The organism is Candidatus Brocadiia bacterium, assembly GCA_041658285.1.
GTDB lineage: Bacteria > Planctomycetota > MHYJ01 > JACQXL01 > JACQXL01 > JBBAAP01.
In genome coordinates this window covers 75,775-92,331 of the sequence record JBBAAP010000008.1, presented here as the reverse complement: position 1 = coordinate 92,331, position 16,557 = coordinate 75,775, and the positions used below count along the sequence as shown (strand labels likewise).

18 protein-coding genes are annotated in these 16,557 nt (G+C 45.3%); 16 read left to right on the top strand and 2 right to left on the bottom strand.

What is annotated here, in order from left to right; translation table 11 throughout:
- Window positions 1–21: 21 nt before the first annotated feature.
- Window positions 22–276 (bottom strand): hypothetical protein, encoded by a 255-nt coding sequence (locus WC980_08250; protein ID MFA5795036.1) that lies wholly within the window; start codon window positions 274–276, stop codon window positions 22–24.
- Window positions 277–612: 336 nt separating this feature from the next.
- Here WC980_08250 and WC980_08245 point away from each other — a divergent pair, with 336 nt between their 5' ends.
- From WC980_08245 to WC980_08180, 14 genes are all read left to right on the top strand, one after another.
- Entirely contained in the window at window positions 613–2,196 is a 1,584-nt protein-coding gene (locus tag WC980_08245) for a DUF6754 domain-containing protein (protein ID MFA5795035.1), read from the top strand.
- A gap of 6 nt (window positions 2,197–2,202) precedes the next feature.
- The gene (locus WC980_08240; protein MFA5795034.1) at window positions 2,203–2,904 is read left to right on the top strand and encodes a hypothetical protein; all 702 of its coding nucleotides are present in this window, start codon (window positions 2,203–2,205) and stop codon (window positions 2,902–2,904) included.
- On the top strand, window positions 2,904–3,746 hold the full coding sequence (locus tag WC980_08235) for a hypothetical protein (GenBank protein ID MFA5795033.1): 843 nt from the start codon (window positions 2,904–2,906) through the stop codon (window positions 3,744–3,746). The genes WC980_08240 and WC980_08235 overlap by 1 nt, the downstream gene beginning before the upstream one ends.
- On the top strand, window positions 3,746–4,471 hold the full coding sequence (locus WC980_08230) for a hypothetical protein (protein ID MFA5795032.1): 726 nt from the start codon (window positions 3,746–3,748) through the stop codon (window positions 4,469–4,471). Before WC980_08235 ends, WC980_08230 begins: the two co-directional genes overlap by 1 nt.
- Window positions 4,472–4,473: 2 nt before the next feature.
- Window positions 4,474–5,697, top strand: coding sequence for a DUF6754 domain-containing protein (locus WC980_08225; GenBank protein MFA5795031.1), 1,224 nt, complete (start codon window positions 4,474–4,476; stop codon window positions 5,695–5,697).
- A gap of 2 nt (window positions 5,698–5,699) precedes the next feature.
- Window positions 5,700–6,377 carry a hypothetical protein gene (locus WC980_08220; protein ID MFA5795030.1) on the top strand — a complete coding sequence of 226 codons (678 nt, stop codon included), beginning with the start codon at window positions 5,700–5,702 and terminating at the stop codon, window positions 6,375–6,377.
- Between the two features lie 2 nt (window positions 6,378–6,379).
- Entirely contained in the window at window positions 6,380–7,207 is an 828-nt protein-coding gene (locus WC980_08215) for a hypothetical protein (protein MFA5795029.1), read from the top strand.
- 3 nt (window positions 7,208–7,210) lie between these two features.
- Window positions 7,211–7,996: a hypothetical protein gene (locus tag WC980_08210; GenBank protein MFA5795028.1), complete on the top strand. Its 786-nt coding sequence runs from the start codon at window positions 7,211–7,213 to the stop codon at window positions 7,994–7,996.
- A gap of 100 nt (window positions 7,997–8,096) precedes the next feature.
- Window positions 8,097–8,987, top strand: coding sequence for a serine/threonine-protein kinase (locus tag WC980_08205; protein ID MFA5795027.1), 891 nt, complete (start codon window positions 8,097–8,099; stop codon window positions 8,985–8,987).
- The gene (locus WC980_08200) at window positions 8,984–10,111 is read left to right on the top strand and encodes a DegT/DnrJ/EryC1/StrS family aminotransferase (GenBank protein MFA5795026.1); all 1,128 of its coding nucleotides are present in this window, start codon (window positions 8,984–8,986) and stop codon (window positions 10,109–10,111) included. Before WC980_08205 ends, WC980_08200 begins: the two co-directional genes overlap by 4 nt.
- A 21-nt stretch (window positions 10,112–10,132) precedes the next feature.
- Window positions 10,133–11,221, top strand: a complete 1,089-nt coding sequence (locus tag WC980_08195; GenBank protein MFA5795025.1) for an LptF/LptG family permease — start codon at window positions 10,133–10,135, stop codon at window positions 11,219–11,221.
- 8 nt (window positions 11,222–11,229) lie between these two features.
- Entirely contained in the window at window positions 11,230–12,351 is a 1,122-nt protein-coding gene (locus WC980_08190; GenBank protein ID MFA5795024.1) for an LptF/LptG family permease, read from the top strand.
- A 14-nt stretch (window positions 12,352–12,365) separates the two neighbouring features.
- Window positions 12,366–13,145 (top strand): HesA/MoeB/ThiF family protein, encoded by a 780-nt coding sequence (locus WC980_08185; GenBank protein MFA5795023.1) that lies wholly within the window; start codon window positions 12,366–12,368, stop codon window positions 13,143–13,145.
- Between the two features lie 26 nt (window positions 13,146–13,171).
- Window positions 13,172–14,179: an archaemetzincin gene (locus WC980_08180; GenBank protein MFA5795022.1), complete on the top strand. Its 1,008-nt coding sequence runs from the start codon at window positions 13,172–13,174 to the stop codon at window positions 14,177–14,179.
- A 3-nt stretch (window positions 14,180–14,182) separates the two neighbouring features.
- Here WC980_08180 and WC980_08175 read toward each other — a convergent pair whose 3' ends face one another.
- Window positions 14,183–14,581, bottom strand: coding sequence for an OsmC family protein (locus tag WC980_08175; GenBank protein MFA5795021.1), 399 nt, complete (start codon window positions 14,579–14,581; stop codon window positions 14,183–14,185).
- Window positions 14,582–14,727: 146 nt separating this feature from the next.
- On the opposite strand from WC980_08175, the gene WC980_08170 reads away from it, so the two are divergent.
- Together WC980_08170 and WC980_08165 are read left to right on the top strand one after the other, a co-directional pair.
- The gene (locus WC980_08170) at window positions 14,728–15,159 is read left to right on the top strand and encodes a C-GCAxxG-C-C family protein (GenBank protein ID MFA5795020.1); all 432 of its coding nucleotides are present in this window, start codon (window positions 14,728–14,730) and stop codon (window positions 15,157–15,159) included.
- A 61-nt stretch (window positions 15,160–15,220) separates the two neighbouring features.
- Window positions 15,221–16,540, top strand: a complete 1,320-nt coding sequence (locus WC980_08165) for an acetyl ornithine aminotransferase family protein (protein ID MFA5795019.1) — start codon at window positions 15,221–15,223, stop codon at window positions 16,538–16,540.
- Window positions 16,541–16,557: the final 17 nt, after the last annotated feature.

Sequence of the window (16,557 nt, the reverse complement as noted above, 5' to 3'; positions counted from 1 at the left end):
AAGAAAACCAGCCAAAACATATCAAACCATATCAAAATAGGAAAAGTACGGAAATAGGCCACTAGTATAGGGGAGTATATCCCCGTATCCACCGGAGTATATCCCTGTATCCAGAGGAGTATATCCCCGTATCTCAGGGAGTATATCCTCGTATCCCAGGGAGTATATCCTCGTATCCCAGGGAGTATATCCCCTTATCTCAGGGAGTATATCCCCCTCTCTCAGGGAGCATACCCCCTTATCACAGGGAGTATATCCCCTTATTACAGGGAGCATATCCCCTTATATCAGGGAGTATATCCCCGTATCCCAGGGAGCACATCCCCTTATCTCAGGGAGCATACCCCCTTATCACAGGGAGTATATCCCTCTATCCACCGGAGCATATCCCCTTATCCACGGGAGCATATCCCCGTATCCACCGGAGCATACCCCCGTATCCCAGGGAGTATATCCCTATATCACACGGAGTATATTTCCTTATCCATTGGAGTATATCCTGTATCGAACAGAGTATACACATTGACTTTTTTTAACGAAAGTCTTTTTATTTTCACCATTTTGCTTGACTATAATCTTATACAAGATAAAAAGGGGCAACTTTATCTAAATATGAACCAACACAAAATCTTGGGTCCGGTTATATTCGTAATCCTGATTCTGCTGGCATCTTTCAGCTATGCGGAAGCACCTGCCACACCAACTCCAGCCACCCTGGTTCTGAATGATTTTAAGGTCTTTGACACGCCTGATGAAAGCACCGGCTCTATTTCTTTGAGTTGGGAGGCTGTTTCCGGCGAGAATGACAGTCTTTCTTACGTTGTTTATGTTGATAAAGATGCTAACGGTAAGTTTGATTGTGAATTCTGCCGTTTCCCGGCTACGGAAAATTGGAAAAAGGATAAGAAGTGGCCATTCTGGGTCAGCGGCACTAAGGAAGGTTACCATTATCTGGAAGTTCCGATACTGAATGTTTTCCCGCCGCCCACCCAGCCGGAATTGGACAGCAAACAAAATGAATTGGCTACAATCAAGTCAAAGATTAGGAATACCAAAAAGAATTATAAAAACTTGATGGAACAAAAAGAACTGTTGCAGAAGGAACTGGATGAATTAAAAAAAGCCAAAGAGCCGGACTTTAAGACCATTCAGGAAAAGGAAAAGGCTCTGGGAAATAATTCAAAGAAGCTGGAAAATATAATCAATGACCCGGATGCCAAAAAGATTGTGGACGGCATTCCTGTTCCTGAATTAACAGCCAAGATGCGTAACCTGGCTAAAGAGGTGGGAGCTTTAGAAGCCAAGGTTGACCAGGAAAAGGCCGGGATACAGGACAGAGTTTATTATTTTAAGGTCGGGACTTTTGAGAATGATAAATTAACGGCCCTGACCGCGGCCACATCGGGCCAGGCCAAGGGCAACTGGTTTTTCTGGGCTCATCTGAATAATTTTGTGCTAGCGGTTGTATTCAGCATTTTGGTGCTCTGGTTTATCAGGCACGCCAAAAAGAACCAGAACTTGTTCCTGCGCCGGATTAACGGGCTGGACGCGGTTGAAGAAGCCGTCGGCCGGGCCACCGAAATGGGCCGGCCGGTGTTCTACCAGACCGGTATCGGAGGTATGTCTGATATTTCCACCATCTGCGCCACGGTCATTCTGGGCAAGATTGCTGAGAAGGTCGCTCTGTATGACACCCAGATAAAGGTGCCGCACCGCGACCCGATTGTCATGACCGTCTGTCAGGAAATCGTGAAAGAGGCTTATACCAAGGTGGGGCGTCCGGATGCTTATAAGGAAGATTGTAATTTTTACGTGACTTCGGACCAGTTTGCCTATACCGCGACCGTTAACGGCATGATGATGCGTGATAAGCCGGCTGCGAATTTCTTTATGGGGTATTATATGGCCGAGGCATTGCTGCTATCAGAGGCCGGTTCATCCACCGGTGCCATCCAGATTGCCGGCACTGATTCAACTGACCAGCTGCCGTTTTTTATTACCACCTGCGATTATACCCTGATTGGCGAGGAATTCTACGCTGCCTCGGCTTATCTGTCACGTGAACCAATACTGGTCGGAACTTTAAAGGCTCAAGACGTGGGTAAGTTTTTCATCCTGGCCGCATTGGTCATCGGAACGATTTTTGCCACGATTCGTATGCCTGAGATATTGGATTTGATAAAGGATTTTTCTTAGTAAGTTATGACAGCTTCGCTCAAAAAATGGCTTCCTATAGCGGTGGCTTTTGCAACCGGGGTGTTTTTTGCCATCCAGTACTACATTCCTCGCCCGTTCACGGATGAATTATTAAGCGATTTGTCCGTTTGGTTCAGGATTATATCCGCCTTTGCCATGGGGCTGGGTATTATCAGCCTGTTCCATTTACATTATTATAAAATAAAGCGCCAGGCCCCGGCCTGGGGTTTTAGCATCGTGGTGTTCCTGAGCCTGTTTGGGATGATTGCCGTAGGTCTCTGGTGTTTGGGTGTGGAGAAAAATACCGATACCGGCAAAATGACCGCCTACGGCTGGCTTTACAAGAGCCTGCAGTCGCCGCTTCAGAGCACGATGTTTTCAATACTGGCGTTTTATATTGCTTCAGCCGCGTTCCGGGCGTTCCGGGCCAAGACGCGCGAGGCAACTATATTGTTAATTGCGGCCCTTATCGTTATGTTCGGTCGGGCACCTATGGGCGAATGGCTCTGGCAACAGGCGGTGCCTACATTCAGCGTTTTTGGCGTTACTTTGCCGCCGACTATCGGCCAGTTGACCGGTTGGATTATGAAAGTGCCTAATATGGCTGCTCAGGGCGGTATTTCTCTGGGGATTTGCCTGGGCAGTATCGCTATGTCGTTAAAGATTATTTTCGGTATTGAACGGGCCTATATGGGAGGCAGTAAATAATGAGTTCTTTTATCCAGAAATTTACGGGGATGGACCGGAGAATTATCTATGTGCTTATATCTCTGGCCGTGATTATCCCGTTGCTTTTGCCTTTGAATCTGCCCGTGGGCGTAACATCGGAGGTCAAGGCGGTTTATGATACCATAGATAACCTGCCGGAACGCTCGGTGTTGTTCCTGGCTATGGACTTTGACCCGGCATCAAGGCCGGAACTTTACCCGATGGCTGAGGCCATCCTGCATCATGCCTTTAGGAAGAATCTCAGGGTTATCGGAATGACCTTTTGGGTCACCGGCACCGGCCTTGGAGAACAGGTTATGGTTGATGTGGCCAAGGAATACGGCAAGGAATATGGCAAGGATTATTTATACCTGGGCTGGAAGGCCGGCGATTTCGCGTTGGTTATAGGTATGGGCGAGAAAGGGTTTGCCGCGACTTATCCGCAAGACCATTACGGCCGGGATACGGCTAATATGCCGGTGCTGGATAATGTAAAAACGCTTAAGGATATCGGCTATCTGGTGGAATTAGCCGCAGGCAGCACTATTGGCACTTGGTATTATTACGGTAAGCAGAAATATAAGTTTAAGATGGGTGGCGGCTGCACCGGCGTTATGGCGGCCAGCTGGTATAACCTGATGAAGATAGACTGGATTAACGGGTTCCTGGGCGGCCTGCGCGGCGCGGCCGAATACGAGATGCTTATAAACAGGAAAGCCGTGGCGGTTAGGGGTATGGATCCCCAGTCCGTGGCGCATATGCTTATTATCACATTGATTGTTTTTAGCAATATCGTTTATTTCGCCACCGGGGCTAATAAGAAGATAGGAGCCGGTAAGTAATGGATACGGTTTTATTAGGTGGATGGATTGCGGCGGGGTTGACGCTGTTTATGTACAGCTTCCTTTATAAGGATAATCCGTTTTTCCGCTTTGGCGAGCATCTTTACCTTGGTATATCGGTCGGCTATGGGGTGGTCCGGGTGATATTCTCCAATTTCATAAACGATCTTTACGCCCCTTTGGTCTACGACCATGATTTCATATTAATCATCCCGGCCTTGTTGGGATTATCGCTTTATACCCGTTATTTCCAGAAGCTGGCCTGGATAAGCCGGGTTACCTTTGCTTTTATTGTTGGCCTGGGCGCCGGTCTTAACATTCCCCGAATAATAGACGGCGGATTCTTTAAGCAATTGGAAGGCATTATTGCGCCGGTGTTGAGTGAGACCTGGAATTTTGGTTTTGCCAATTTTAACTCGGCACTGATAATTATCGGCGTTTGCAGCGTTTTGGTTTACTTCCTGTTCTCGGTCGAGCATAAGGGCGCGGTTAACGTCATATCCCGGGTGGGGATTTATTTCGTGATGATTGCCTTCGGCGCGTCGTTCGGTTACACGGTTATGGGTCGTATATCGCTCCTGATAGGCCGGAGTTATGACCTGATAGAATTTTCCAAGCCTGAATATTATTACGCCAGCATCGTTTTGCTGGTTTTGATAATACTGGTACTGGCATTTTATGAGATGTATATTAAGAAACAGGATAAGCAACAGGTTACGCAGTAAGCATGAGTTATAAAGGATTAATCATAAATTTTCTTTTTCTTTTGATTGCCTGCTCAACGGTTCTGGCGCAGGAAACACCGGCGTTGGTTGCGCCCCAGGAATTCACCGCATTTGATACGCCTAATGATAGCGGCACTAGCATATCACTGACATGGAAGACATCCAAAGAAAACGACCGGGAAGGCGTTTTCTACGTTATATCGGCCGCAACTAAAACGGATGGGGCGTGGGTGGAACTCGGACGGTCATTGGCCACCCTGGGCTTGAAGACCGATGCGCCGCAGTATTTTGGATTAAGCGACGAGAATAAATCCTGGCACTTCTTCGAAGTGAATTGCCCGATAAAGGAGGTGACTGATTGTTTCACAAGCACTGTTTATTTCAAACTGGCTGTAACAGATGGCGCCAATAGTATAGAATTTCCGACAATAGCTTCGGCTGTACCCCAAGGTAATTGGTTTGATGCGTCAAAGGCCTATGTTTTGATATTTGTCATTATGTTTTCTTTTCTGATAATGTTCTTTATCAGTATCGCGCGTAAAAATCCCAATCTGTTCATCAGGCATATTCCGGGTTTAGATGCTATTGAAGAAACTATCGGCCGGGCTACCGAGATGGGGAAACCAATTCTTTATGTTAACGGGCTTCTAGGTATGGATTCATTATCTACAATTGCTGCTACCAGCATATTGGGCAAGGTGGCGCGCAAGGTGGCTAATTATGATTCTCAGATACAGGTGCCTTGCTATGACCCGATTGTTATGTCGGTTTGCCAGGAAGTGGTGAAAGAGGCTTATGTTGAGGCCGGTCGCCCGGATGCTTTTAAGGAAGATAATATTTTCTTTATCAGCAATGATCAGTTTGCCTATGCCGCGGCCGTAGAGGGCATGATGATGCGTCATAAACCGGCCGCCAACCTGTATATGGGTTATTATTTTGCCGAAGCGCTTCTTCTGGCTGAGACCGGCGCGGCTATCGGCGCAATGCAGATAGCCGGAACTGATTCTATTACCCAATTGCCGTTCTTTATCACCACCTGTGATTATACCCTGATGGGCGAAGAATTATATGCGGCATCAGCTTATCTTTCGCGTGAACCTCTGCAATTGGGGTCACTCAAAGGCCAGGATATCAGTAAGGGGTTTATTATTGTAATGCTTATTTTGGGGACAGCGTTGACGACAGGGGGAATAGCTTTCCTTCTTAACCTTTTTAAGACGTTTTAATTATGATTAAAAGACAGATACCGCTAATTATTGCTTTTGTAATGGGCATTCTATTTATCATCCAGTATTTTGTTCCACACAAATGGTCGCAGGATATGCAAATCTGGGTGAGTGAGTGGATCATAATTATTGGCGGTATCGCATTTATGCTTGGACTGGGGAGTTTGGTGCATTTCCATTATACTCAGGTTGTTCGCTCGAAACCGGGTTGGGGATTCAGCATCGTATTGTTTACCACATTTCTTATTACAATTATGGCGGGTTTTGGGCCTTCTATCTTTCCTGAATTTACCCAATCTCTTGGGTTATCTGCGACATTAGGGATGGAAGAGGGGTCGTCGCTAGACTGGATTTTCCAAAATAGTATTAAGCCTCTTTCAGCAACGATGTTTTCCATTATTGGTTTCTTTATAGCTTCAGCTGCATTTCGAGCATTCCGAGCTCGCAGCATAGAAGCAACTTTACTATTAATTGCGGCCGTAATTATTATGCTTGGCCAAACACCGTTAGGGCAGATGCTTTGGCAGGCTATCCCTGATACGATGGTCTGGATTTTTAATGTACCAACGACTGCGGCTAAACGGGCGATACTTTTCGGTATCGCTCTGGGCTCAATTGCCTTTTCATTGAGAATTATATTCGGAATTGAGCGCGCTTATTTAGGCGGCACCAAGGATTAGTTATGACTAAGGAAATGAAATTTAACGTAACCCGCTGGGTAATTTTTGTACTGGTGGCCATAGCTATTGTTATTCCGGTTATCTTTAAGGAAAAGATCAAATTACCAGATACTTCGTCAAGCGTAGTTAAAAATATCTATGATCATATTGAGTCGCTTCCTGAGCGTTCCCCCATAATGCTTTCTATAGATTTTGACCCTTCTTCTGATGAGGAATTGAGGCCGATGACGCTGGCAGTTCTGAGGCATGCCTTTAGAAAAAACCTGAGAATTATTGGCACCACCATATGGTCAATCCAATCCGTTGGTGTAATGGGAGATGTTTTTACATCAGTTGCAAAGGAATTTAACAAACAGGAAGGTGTTGACTATGCCATTATGCCATATAATCCCGGTGGAAGCGTAATCATTCTGAATCTTTGCCAGGATGTATTCTTTACCTACCCAAAGGACCATAAAGGGATGTCAACTAAAGATCAGCCGGTTTTTAAGAATATTAAAACCTTGAAAGATATGAAATACGCAATGTGTATCTCTGCCGGTAATGCGGTTGATACGTGGATTATCTTTGGCAAGGAAAAGGGTAAAATGCCTTTAGGAGCTGGATGCACCGGTGTGATGGCCACGGATTATTATCCGTATCTGCAATCAAAACAACTGCTTGGTTTGATCGGCGGTTTGGGTGCAGCCGCGCAGTATGAGGTGTTAATCAAGCATAAAGGCACGGCTACCGACAGCATGAAGCCCCAGACCGTGGTTCACTCTCTGATTATTATATTGATAGTTATTGCTAATATTATTTATTTTACGAACAAGAAGAAATTATTGTAATATATGACGGAATCTATCACTACAATGCAAATTATTGAGGTTTGGCTAGCCGTTGGGCTTACACTGATGATGTATAGTTTCCTTTATAAGGATAATCCGCTTTTTAAACTGGGAGAGTATATGTATGTTGGGTTGTCTGTCGGTTATGGATTGTGCGGTATCTGGTTTCAGACACTCTGGCCTAAATTAGTATATCCTCTCTATCGTGTGGTAGCGTATAATTTGGGTAAATCAATTCCTGGACCATTGGAGAAAAATGAGACATTATGGCTTATTATTCCATTGATATTAGGAGTGTTGATGCTCACCCGTTTTTCTTCAAAAATAGGCTGGCTTTCGCGATATACCTTTGCTTTTATTACCGGCACCGGCGCTGGTATTGCCATTCCGTATGCAGTTTCGGCCGAAATATTTAAGCAGATGGTTCCTAGTCTTGAACCATTATGGGGAAAAGATGTTTCTTTATTTCAAACAATAAATACCCTGTTAATTTTGGTTGGAGTTTTGTCCGTTTTGATTTATTTCTTTTTCTCGGTGGAGCATAAGGGTGTTATTAAACGGGTTGCCCGAGTAGGTATATTTTATATGATGATTGCGTTTGGCGCGTCTTTCGGCTATACCGTAATGGCCCGTGAATCTTTAGCCATCGGTCGTATCACCAAGCTGGTTGAATGGGCCAAGCCCCAGTACTATTGGGCAACTATTATACTATTTTTTGCGGTAGCTATACTGGTTACTTTTCTGGAAATCACAAAGAAGAAACCTAATCCATCCGAATCTGCCGAATAATATCAAGCGATTACCCATCTAGGTAGAGTCTTCGTAGATTAACAGATGTGATTTTCCTTGACCGTCACGCCAAATTATTGTGCTATTAATCATTTATATTATGGCTGTTAATCAACCACCGCAGAACCAGAACGAAGCAATACCCGGTTACCAAATAATCGGTAAACTGGGCAGCGGCGGCATGGGTCTGGTTTTTAAGGCCAGAGATAAGAATAGGCGCACGGTCGCCCTGAAGATGCTTTATCCTAAGTTTGCAGCTAATAAAGCTTCTCTAGACCGGTTCCGGCGCGAGGCGGAGTTGCTCATCAAGTTTAAACACCCTAATATTGTTAAGGGGTATCATTTTGGAAACGCCAAGGGTATTTATTTCCTGGCTATGGAGTATATAGACGGACATTCGGTTCAGGATCAGATTGCCGAAGGGCGGGGGTTCTGGGCTGATTTGCCGGAAGAAAGCCGAAGCGAACTGATAGTTAATATCATTCTTCAGGTAACCCGGGCTCTGGATTATATCGAAAAACAGGGTATTTTGCATCGTGATATCAAGCCGGATAATTTACTTATGACGGATGAAGGAGTGATTAAACTCTGTGATCTGGGTTTTGCCCAGCCTATCAGTAGCGATAAATCAGCCGTTTCCGAGACTACATCTGGCACCGCTGCTTATATGTCTCCGGAACAGGCTCGGGGTCAGGCGGACCTTGATATTCGCAGTGATATCTACGCGCTGGGTGCGACATTTTACCATATGGTTACGGGTAAAATGCCGTTCAGCGGCGGAGATAATATGGAGGTGATAGCTCAGGTTGTTCTGGAGAGTTTGAAATCAGACGAAATCAAGAATCGCAAGTTTCCGCCGTTGTTGTTATATTTTATCGAGAAAATGATGGCTAAAGATAAGGATATCAGATATCAAACTCCGGCGGAAATAATAGAAGATATGGAAGCGCAGTGGAATGGCTTTAAAAGCTTAGAGGAGTTGAACAGATGAATAACGTGCCTTTTGTAGATCTGGGGGCCCAATACAAGCAGATTCGAGAAGAGGTTATCAAAAAAATAGATGACATCAACAGTCGGGGAGATTTCATCCTGGGTGAGGATTTGAAGATGTTTGAGCAGGAGTTTTCCGCGTTTTGTGGCGTGCAATATGGCGTTGGGGTTGCTTCGGGCACGGATGCGCTGTATCTTGCCCTGATGGCTTGCGGCGTTAAGGCGGGGGATGAGGTTATCACTGCGCCCAACAGTTTCATTGCCACGGCCGTGGCCATATCATTGACTGGCGCCAAGCCGGTTTTTGTGGATGTCGACCCGGTGACGTATAATATAAACCCTAAACTTATTAAAGCTAAAATTACGTCCAAGACTAAAGCAATTATACCAATTCATCTTTATGGGCAGCCGGCCGAAATGAACGGGATTATGTCGATAGCCCGGGCCCATAAACTGTTTGTTATCGAGGATGCTGCTCAGGCGCACGGTGTGATGTATAAAGGCCAGCGGGTAGGTGGTTTTGGCGACCTGGCATGCTTTAGCTTCTATCCGGCCAAAAACCTGGGCGCTTATGGTGATGGTGGTATGGTTGTTTCCAATAACCAAGCGCTGTCCGATAAGGTCAGGATGCTTAGGAATTACGGGCAGAAGGTTAAAAACCAGCACAGCACCTTTGGTGTTAATAGCCGGTTGGATAATTTGCAGGCGGCAATTTTGAGGGTGAAATTGAAATATATTGACCGCTGGAATGATAATCGCCGCAAGAATGCTAAACTGTTCCAGAAATGTTTTCTGTCCGGTTCGGCTATCGACCGGAATAAAGTTGTTCTGCCCAACCCGGCCGGAGAACAACAGGATCATATTTACCATATCTACGCCATACTTATCGAGAATCGGGATAAGCTGGGCGAGTATCTAAAATCTAAAGGGATTAGTTTTGGTATGCATTATCCGATTCCGATACATCTTCAGGAGTGTTATGGCTATTTGGGTTATAAAAAAGGTGATTTCCCGGCGGCCGAAAATATGGCTGCAAAAACAATCAGCCTGCCGATGTATCCGGAAATGGAATTAGAGCAGATTGAGCGCGTGGTTGCCGCGGTTAAGGATTTTTCCCGCGCCTAATAACGGTTAACGGGTAAGTATATGCTCATATTCAAATACATCTCACGGGAAATTTTAATTACGTTTCTGCTTACTACAGTGGTGTTGCTTTCCATTGTGGTTTTGATAATACCATTCTTCCAATTTTCACGCATCAGCGGAGTTCTGGATGAGGAGTTTTTCCTGAAGGTAATGCCTTACTTTATTCCGCTTTCTCTGGGATACATTATTCCCATAGCAGTATTGGCCGGAAGCGTTTTTGTTTTCGGGCGGCTTAGCCACGATAATGAATTGATAGCCATGAAGAGTAATGGAATAAACCTTATTCGTATAATTATTGCGCCGGTTATAATTGGGGTTGTACTTTCGCTGATAGTAGGTTATATTAATACCCGGATGGCTCCGTACTGTATTTCCCAGACTCGGAATCTGAGTATTTCCACATTCAAAAACCGGATATTCTCTCCTATGACTACAGTCCGTGAAATAAAACTGCCCAACTATCGGATAAACTACAATGATTACCAGAATGGTATATTTTATGGCATAAGAATGATAAAGTACGATATTAATGGCAATAATTTATTACAAGATCTTATGGCCCGGGAAGGTAGGTTTTCTTTGGATGAGGAAAACGCGGTGTTTTCGCTTAATTTAAGCCGGGTGATTGATACCCACTGGAAAAAAGAGTCTGTTGGGAGCGCGGCGTCGCCCGAAGTTATTCAGTCTGATACAATGGAATACCAAGTGGATATTTCCGGATTATTCCTGCCGAGGAAGAAAAACCTTGCGGCCATGAGCGAGCGGGAATTAAATAAGATGATAATTTCCAAGAATACCGAGAGATTCCGTGAGAGAGAAATACTTACCGAAAAATATCGTCGATTCGCATTAGGTATTACGCCGCTAATATTTATATTAATTGGCGTGCCGGCCGGGATGCTCAGCAGGCAAAGCAATCGTCTGGCTGGGATTGGGATTGCGGCGCTGATAATTTTTGTCGGATACTACCCGCTGATGATATTGGGGAATCTTCTCGGAGCCAAGGGCGGGATGCCGCCGTATATGGCTGTTTGGGTGGCTAATGCTGTCCTGGCCGTGGTAGGCTTGGTGCTGCTGCCTAAAAAGTAAAAGTAATTATGATAATCAAGAAACTTGATTTCTATGTTTTACGCTACTTTCTGGCTGCTCTGGGGCTTTCATTTTTTGCCATGAGCGGACTTTATGTGGTAATACATTTTTTTACAAACCTGAGCGATTTTATGGAATTAACCCAGGTCAATCTGCCTTTCTTTATGGGGCAGTATTATTTATGCCGCCTGCCCCTGATAATGTACCAGATTACGCCGATTATTATTCTTATTGCCTCGGTCATGACTATAGCCAAGCTTATTAAAACTAACGAATTCATTCCTATAATTACTTCTGGCTTAAATATTCTGCGTATGATAAGGCCGATTTTAGTCGTGGCCCTTATTATTGCGGTGGGAATGTTTGTTATTGATGAGTATACCGTATCGTTATTGAATAAAGTTATTAATCGTACGGAAAAGATACTCAAGGCTGAGGGTTCGGAATTGTTTATTACCCGTCAGGCCAAGCATTATGCCATGGTCATACAGAAGTATGATTATATCCGCAACGAGATGAATAATGTTTGGGTTACGGAATACGATGATGAAGGCCAGCTTCAGGCCAAAGTATTCGCTCATACAGTTCAATGGCGCGAGGCATCGTCTATTGAAGATGAACATGCCGCGGAAGAGAAAAACCGGACGGCGGAAGGCTGGTATTTTTCGGACGGCGCGGTTTACCGGTATGATAGCAAGGGGCTGCGGATCGGCTCGCCCCGGATATTCGGTGCGCGGGGTTATTTCCTGGCGCCGGAGTTGAGCTCTGAGGTTATGGAAAAAAGTGATGGCACGGCCAGCGAGTCAATGTCGGATTTAGAAAATCTTATCAAGCAGTATCCTCGGCAGGCAGCTTACAAGCTTAAATATTATAATAAGTTCAGTTTTCCGTTGACTAATTTTGTGCTGATTTTTGTCGGCATACCGTTTATCCTGTTTTCGCCCAGTCGGCGTAATTTTTTTAGGGGTATCGGTATTTGCATTGCTATAGGCTTGGGCTTTTTTATGCTGAAATTTTCGCTTGAATCGCTCAGCAAAAAAGATATAATACCGGTGTTGCTGGCCAGTTGGTTACCAGTGGCGGTATTCTCAATGGCAGCGCTCTATTTCTGGCGGAAGATAAGGATGTAAGGAGCAAAATTACAATGGAGAAATTCAGCCGGCATATCAGATTGCCCGGATTTGGAGTGGAAGGGCAGGAAAAGTTAAGCCAAGCTAAAATACTGATTATCGGCGCCGGTGGTCTTGGCTCTCCGGCCGCGACTTATCTGGCTGCGGCCGGTATCGGGACGCTTGGCATCGTAGATTACGACGATGTCGATATATCAAATCTGCCTCGCCAAATACTGCATACACCGGCTACGGTTGACCAGCCCAAAATAACATCAGCCCAAAAACGCATCAGCGAGTTGAATCCGGATGTTAAATTTAACGGGTACCATGAGAATTTTAAGGCGGGTAACGCGCTGAAGATAATGAAGAATTATGACCTGGTTATAGACGGGACTGATAATTTCCCTGTTAAATTTTTGATTAATGATGCCTGTGTTATTGCCGGATTGCCGCTGGTCCATGCCGGCGTGCTTCGTTACGGCGGACAGGTAATAACTATAATTCCCAAAGAAAAAACCGCTTGTTATAGATGTATTTTCAGGGATCCTCCGCCGGTCAACACTGTTTCGACTTGTTCGGAAGCTGGGATATTAAACACCGTGGCGGGCGTTATCGGGTTGATTCAAGCGACAGAAGCCATCAAGTATATTGTCGGGGTCGGCGGATTGCTGACAAACCGGCTTTTTATATTCGATGCCCTGGGAATGCAATGCCGCACGGTTCAAGTTAAGCATAACGACGATTGCCCGGTCTGCGGGTTACAGCCTACCATCAAAGCGCTTCAGGATATGAAACAATCTGAATGCCGGTAATAACCGATATGCGGAATTTAATAATAATGTTAATTCTGCTTTTTCTGATTATGCTGGCGATGGCATATCTGCGGTTTGTCGTTATCGGTAATTCGCCAAGTTATCTGCAATCGTTAGATAAAAAAACATCCGAATCTGAAAATAATCTGCAGCAAAGAGGTAACACTATTTTAAACAAACAAGCGATGATGGATTTCGCCCTGACTGATGACTCTGACTTTGAAAAGATGAACCCGCCTAATCCGGGAAACTGGTTGGCCCGATTTAGCGAGCCTGGGCAGACATTCGATGAATATCTAAAAGCTAAACCGCTCCAGCCGGATAAGTCTCGTTTGGTAATTGTAATCCAACCGCTCGGTCTTTTTACTGATACAGAAAAGGCTTTGATGAACAAATTAAAAGTATTTACTAATTCTTTCTTCCAGATGGCCGTGGAACTGAAACCCGAAATGACATTGTCTGAAACTACCAGATATAAACGACTTCGTCAGGGGCAGGGTAAAACCTGGCTTCAATACCGAACCGATTACTTGCGCGAGGATGTGCTGGAGCCGAATCTGCCTAAGAACGCTTTTTGTTATCTGGGTATCACCATGGCGGACCTTTACCCGGATGATAAATGGAACTATGTCTTTGGTGAGGCAAGCCTAAAAGGACGTGTCGGCGTTTATTCATTAGTACGATATTTCCCAGCGTTCTGGGATGAGTCGGATACTGCGGAAAATCGTATCCGTACTCTACGTCGCAGTTACAGCACACTAGCCCACGAAACCGGTCATATGTTCGGATTGCTTCACTGCATATATTATGAGTGCCTAATGTGCGGGAGTAATAATTTAGATGAATCCGACCGTCGGCCTTTGCGGCTTTGCCCGGTATGCCTTAAGAAGCTTCAATGGAACATCGGTTTTGATACAATCAAACGGTATGAAGAGTTAGAAGAGATTTATAAGACCAATGGTCTTGCTTCAGAATCCGATTGGATCACCAAACGTCTTGGTAAAATCAAGTTAATCGGGCAATCGGATAAATAATAATCAGTTTGCCAAACTAATATTGACCGTTGGGTTATTGTGTAGCGTGTTGTGCACCGGGCAGTTGGCGATAAACCGCATTAATGAGTCCCTGCCTTCTTTATCAAGGTTTAATCCGGGTACGGATACTTTAACGTCGATAATCTTTAGGAAATGAGGTGACTCCTTGGTAAGATCGGACTTTATATCAATACTGAACCCTTTAAACGGTATTTTTTTCCCGACCAGGTATCGTTCCAGGTATACCGCTACGCACCCGCCCAAAGCGCCTAGCATCATGGGAATCGGCCCAAGACCGTCTATCGGCTGATTGGGTCTGGGGAAATCTATATTTACGCTATAATTGTCAGCTGATATCTTAAATTTGGATGGCCCGATGTAATTCACAGCAGTTTGATACATAATTACACACTCCTTTTTATTAACTATACCATATGTTATTAAATAAGCAACAAAAAGTTATTTGCTTCGTTCTTTGAGTCTTATGGTGAACAAAAACACAATCTTCTTGACAATGAGATTATTAGAGGTTTGATAGATTATTCTGAATGAGTATTAATTTCCCGGAAAAGGCAAAGGAATTGTATTTGGGCGGCTATGCCTGCAGCGAGGCCGTGATGCATGCAGCTAGAGATGTCGGTTTGGTAGAAATACCGGAGGAACTCCTCAAGGTATCTACGGGTTTTTTGGCTGGTATCGGCCATAACCGTTGTCTTTGCGGGGCACTGGCGGCGGGGGTGATGATTATCAGCCTGGAATACGGACGTGCCGATAAGAACCAGAGTAAAGACTCTGCTGACAAAAAATGTTCGGTGGCTTATAAAAAGTTTACGGATAAATTCGGCAGTTCTTGCTGTAAGGAGATAGCCAGTTTTCCCAGATGTTCGGCTGAGTTTCTTGATCCTAAACGAAGGTTATATTGCGCGGATGTGGTAAAGTCCGCCGCTGAAATAATAGAAGAAGTAATCGAGCGTAAGTGAACGGATTAAATAAGTCAAGGCGTAGCCGATTTTGCCCGTTTGCTTAGAAGGAGGATGTTTTATGAACAGGCCGTATATCAGGGTTACCCCGCCCGGTCCGGAGGCAAAAAAGGTATTAGCTAAAGACCATCGCTATATTTCCCCGTCCTACACCCGGTCATATCCGTTTGTGGCCGAACGTGGTTACGGGATGATGATTGAAGACCCGGATGGCAACCGCTATCTGGATTTTAATGCCGGCGTAGCCGTGTTGACTACGGGGCACTGCCATCCGGAAATAGTTAATGCCATCCAGCGCCAGTCCGAACAGTTGATTCATATGATTGGCACTGATTTCTACTACCGCTGGCAGTCTGATGTGGCCGAACGCCTGACCCAGATAACCCCGGGCAAGTTTCCCAAGAAGGCCTTTCTGGCCAATACCGGAGCCGAAGCGGTTGAAGCCGGTATTAAGCTGGCCCGTTATTATACCAAACGTTTGCGGATGATTGCCTATATTGGCGCTTTTCACGGCCGGACCATGGGCGCGCTTTCACTCACAGCCAGCAAGGCAGTCCAGCGTCGCTATTTCTCGCCGCTGCTTTCGGAAGTTACCCATATTCCGTATCCGTATTGTTACCGGTGCGTGTTTAACCTGACTTATCCCAAGTGTAACTTTGCCTGCATCAGTTACCTGAAGGATATGATATTCGCCAAGGTCTCTCCGCCCGAAGATGTCGCCGCTATAGTATTTGAACCAATTCAGGGCGAAGGCGGTTATGTCGTTCCGCCCAAGGGGTATTTAGAAGAGCTCGAAAAGCTTGCCAAGAAATACGGCATTCTTCTGGTCTGCGATGAAATCCAATCCGGGCTGGGACGGACCGGCAAGATGTTTGCTATCGAGTATACCAGCGTCAAACCGGATATAATTCTGGTTGCCAAGGGTATCGCGTCAGGATTGCCGCTCAGCGCCATGGTTTCCAAAGCCGAACTGATGACCTGGGGCCCAGGCGCGCATGCCAACACCTTCGGCGGTAACCCGGTTTCTTGTGCTGCCGCGCTGAAAACAATGGATATGCTGCAGGAATCGTTGGTTGAGAACGCTCGAGTGACTGGTGATTATCTGCTGAAACGGCTGAAAGGGTTGATGAATAAATACGACTTCATCGGCGACGTTCGCGGACGGGGTCTGATGTTAGGCGTGGAAATTGTCAAGGACCGCAAGACCAAAGCCAAAGATCCGGATCGGCGTAACAGTATCGTTCAGAAATGCTTCAAGACTGGGCTTCTGATTATCGGATGTGGTGAAAACACCATCCGCTGGTCGCCAGCGCTGATTGTTACCAAGAGCGATATTGACGTAGCCATGGAGATATTCGAAAAAGCATTAAAGAGTAAATAATTTTTATTATACTCTTT

What these genes read in the sequence shown, in the direction of transcription:
- WC980_08250 (MFA5795036.1), bottom strand. Translation starts at nt 276, where the DNA reads ATGCTCCCTGTAATAAGGGGATATACTCCCTGTGATAAGGGGGTATGC.
- WC980_08245 (MFA5795035.1), top strand. Translation starts at nt 613, where the DNA reads ATGAACCAACACAAAATCTTGGGTCCGGTTATATTCGTAATCCTGATT.
- WC980_08240 (MFA5795034.1), top strand. Translation starts at nt 2,203, where the DNA reads ATGACAGCTTCGCTCAAAAAATGGCTTCCTATAGCGGTGGCTTTTGCA.
- WC980_08235 (MFA5795033.1), top strand. Translation starts at nt 2,904, where the DNA reads ATGAGTTCTTTTATCCAGAAATTTACGGGGATGGACCGGAGAATTATC.
- WC980_08230 (MFA5795032.1), top strand. Translation starts at nt 3,746, where the DNA reads ATGGATACGGTTTTATTAGGTGGATGGATTGCGGCGGGGTTGACGCTG.
- WC980_08225 (MFA5795031.1), top strand. Translation starts at nt 4,474, where the DNA reads ATGAGTTATAAAGGATTAATCATAAATTTTCTTTTTCTTTTGATTGCC.
- WC980_08220 (MFA5795030.1), top strand. Translation starts at nt 5,700, where the DNA reads ATGATTAAAAGACAGATACCGCTAATTATTGCTTTTGTAATGGGCATT.
- WC980_08215 (MFA5795029.1), top strand. Translation starts at nt 6,380, where the DNA reads ATGACTAAGGAAATGAAATTTAACGTAACCCGCTGGGTAATTTTTGTA.
- WC980_08210 (MFA5795028.1), top strand. Translation starts at nt 7,211, where the DNA reads ATGACGGAATCTATCACTACAATGCAAATTATTGAGGTTTGGCTAGCC.
- WC980_08205 (MFA5795027.1), top strand. Translation starts at nt 8,097, where the DNA reads ATGGCTGTTAATCAACCACCGCAGAACCAGAACGAAGCAATACCCGGT.
- WC980_08200 (MFA5795026.1), top strand. Translation starts at nt 8,984, where the DNA reads ATGAATAACGTGCCTTTTGTAGATCTGGGGGCCCAATACAAGCAGATT.
- WC980_08195 (MFA5795025.1), top strand. Translation starts at nt 10,133, where the DNA reads ATGCTCATATTCAAATACATCTCACGGGAAATTTTAATTACGTTTCTG.
- WC980_08190 (MFA5795024.1), top strand. Translation starts at nt 11,230, where the DNA reads ATGATAATCAAGAAACTTGATTTCTATGTTTTACGCTACTTTCTGGCT.
- WC980_08185 (MFA5795023.1), top strand. Translation starts at nt 12,366, where the DNA reads ATGGAGAAATTCAGCCGGCATATCAGATTGCCCGGATTTGGAGTGGAA.
- WC980_08180 (MFA5795022.1), top strand. Translation starts at nt 13,172, where the DNA reads ATGTTAATTCTGCTTTTTCTGATTATGCTGGCGATGGCATATCTGCGG.
- WC980_08175 (MFA5795021.1), bottom strand. Translation starts at nt 14,581, where the DNA reads ATGTATCAAACTGCTGTGAATTACATCGGGCCATCCAAATTTAAGATA.
- WC980_08170 (MFA5795020.1), top strand. Translation starts at nt 14,728, where the DNA reads ATGAGTATTAATTTCCCGGAAAAGGCAAAGGAATTGTATTTGGGCGGC.
- WC980_08165 (MFA5795019.1), top strand. Translation starts at nt 15,221, where the DNA reads ATGAACAGGCCGTATATCAGGGTTACCCCGCCCGGTCCGGAGGCAAAA.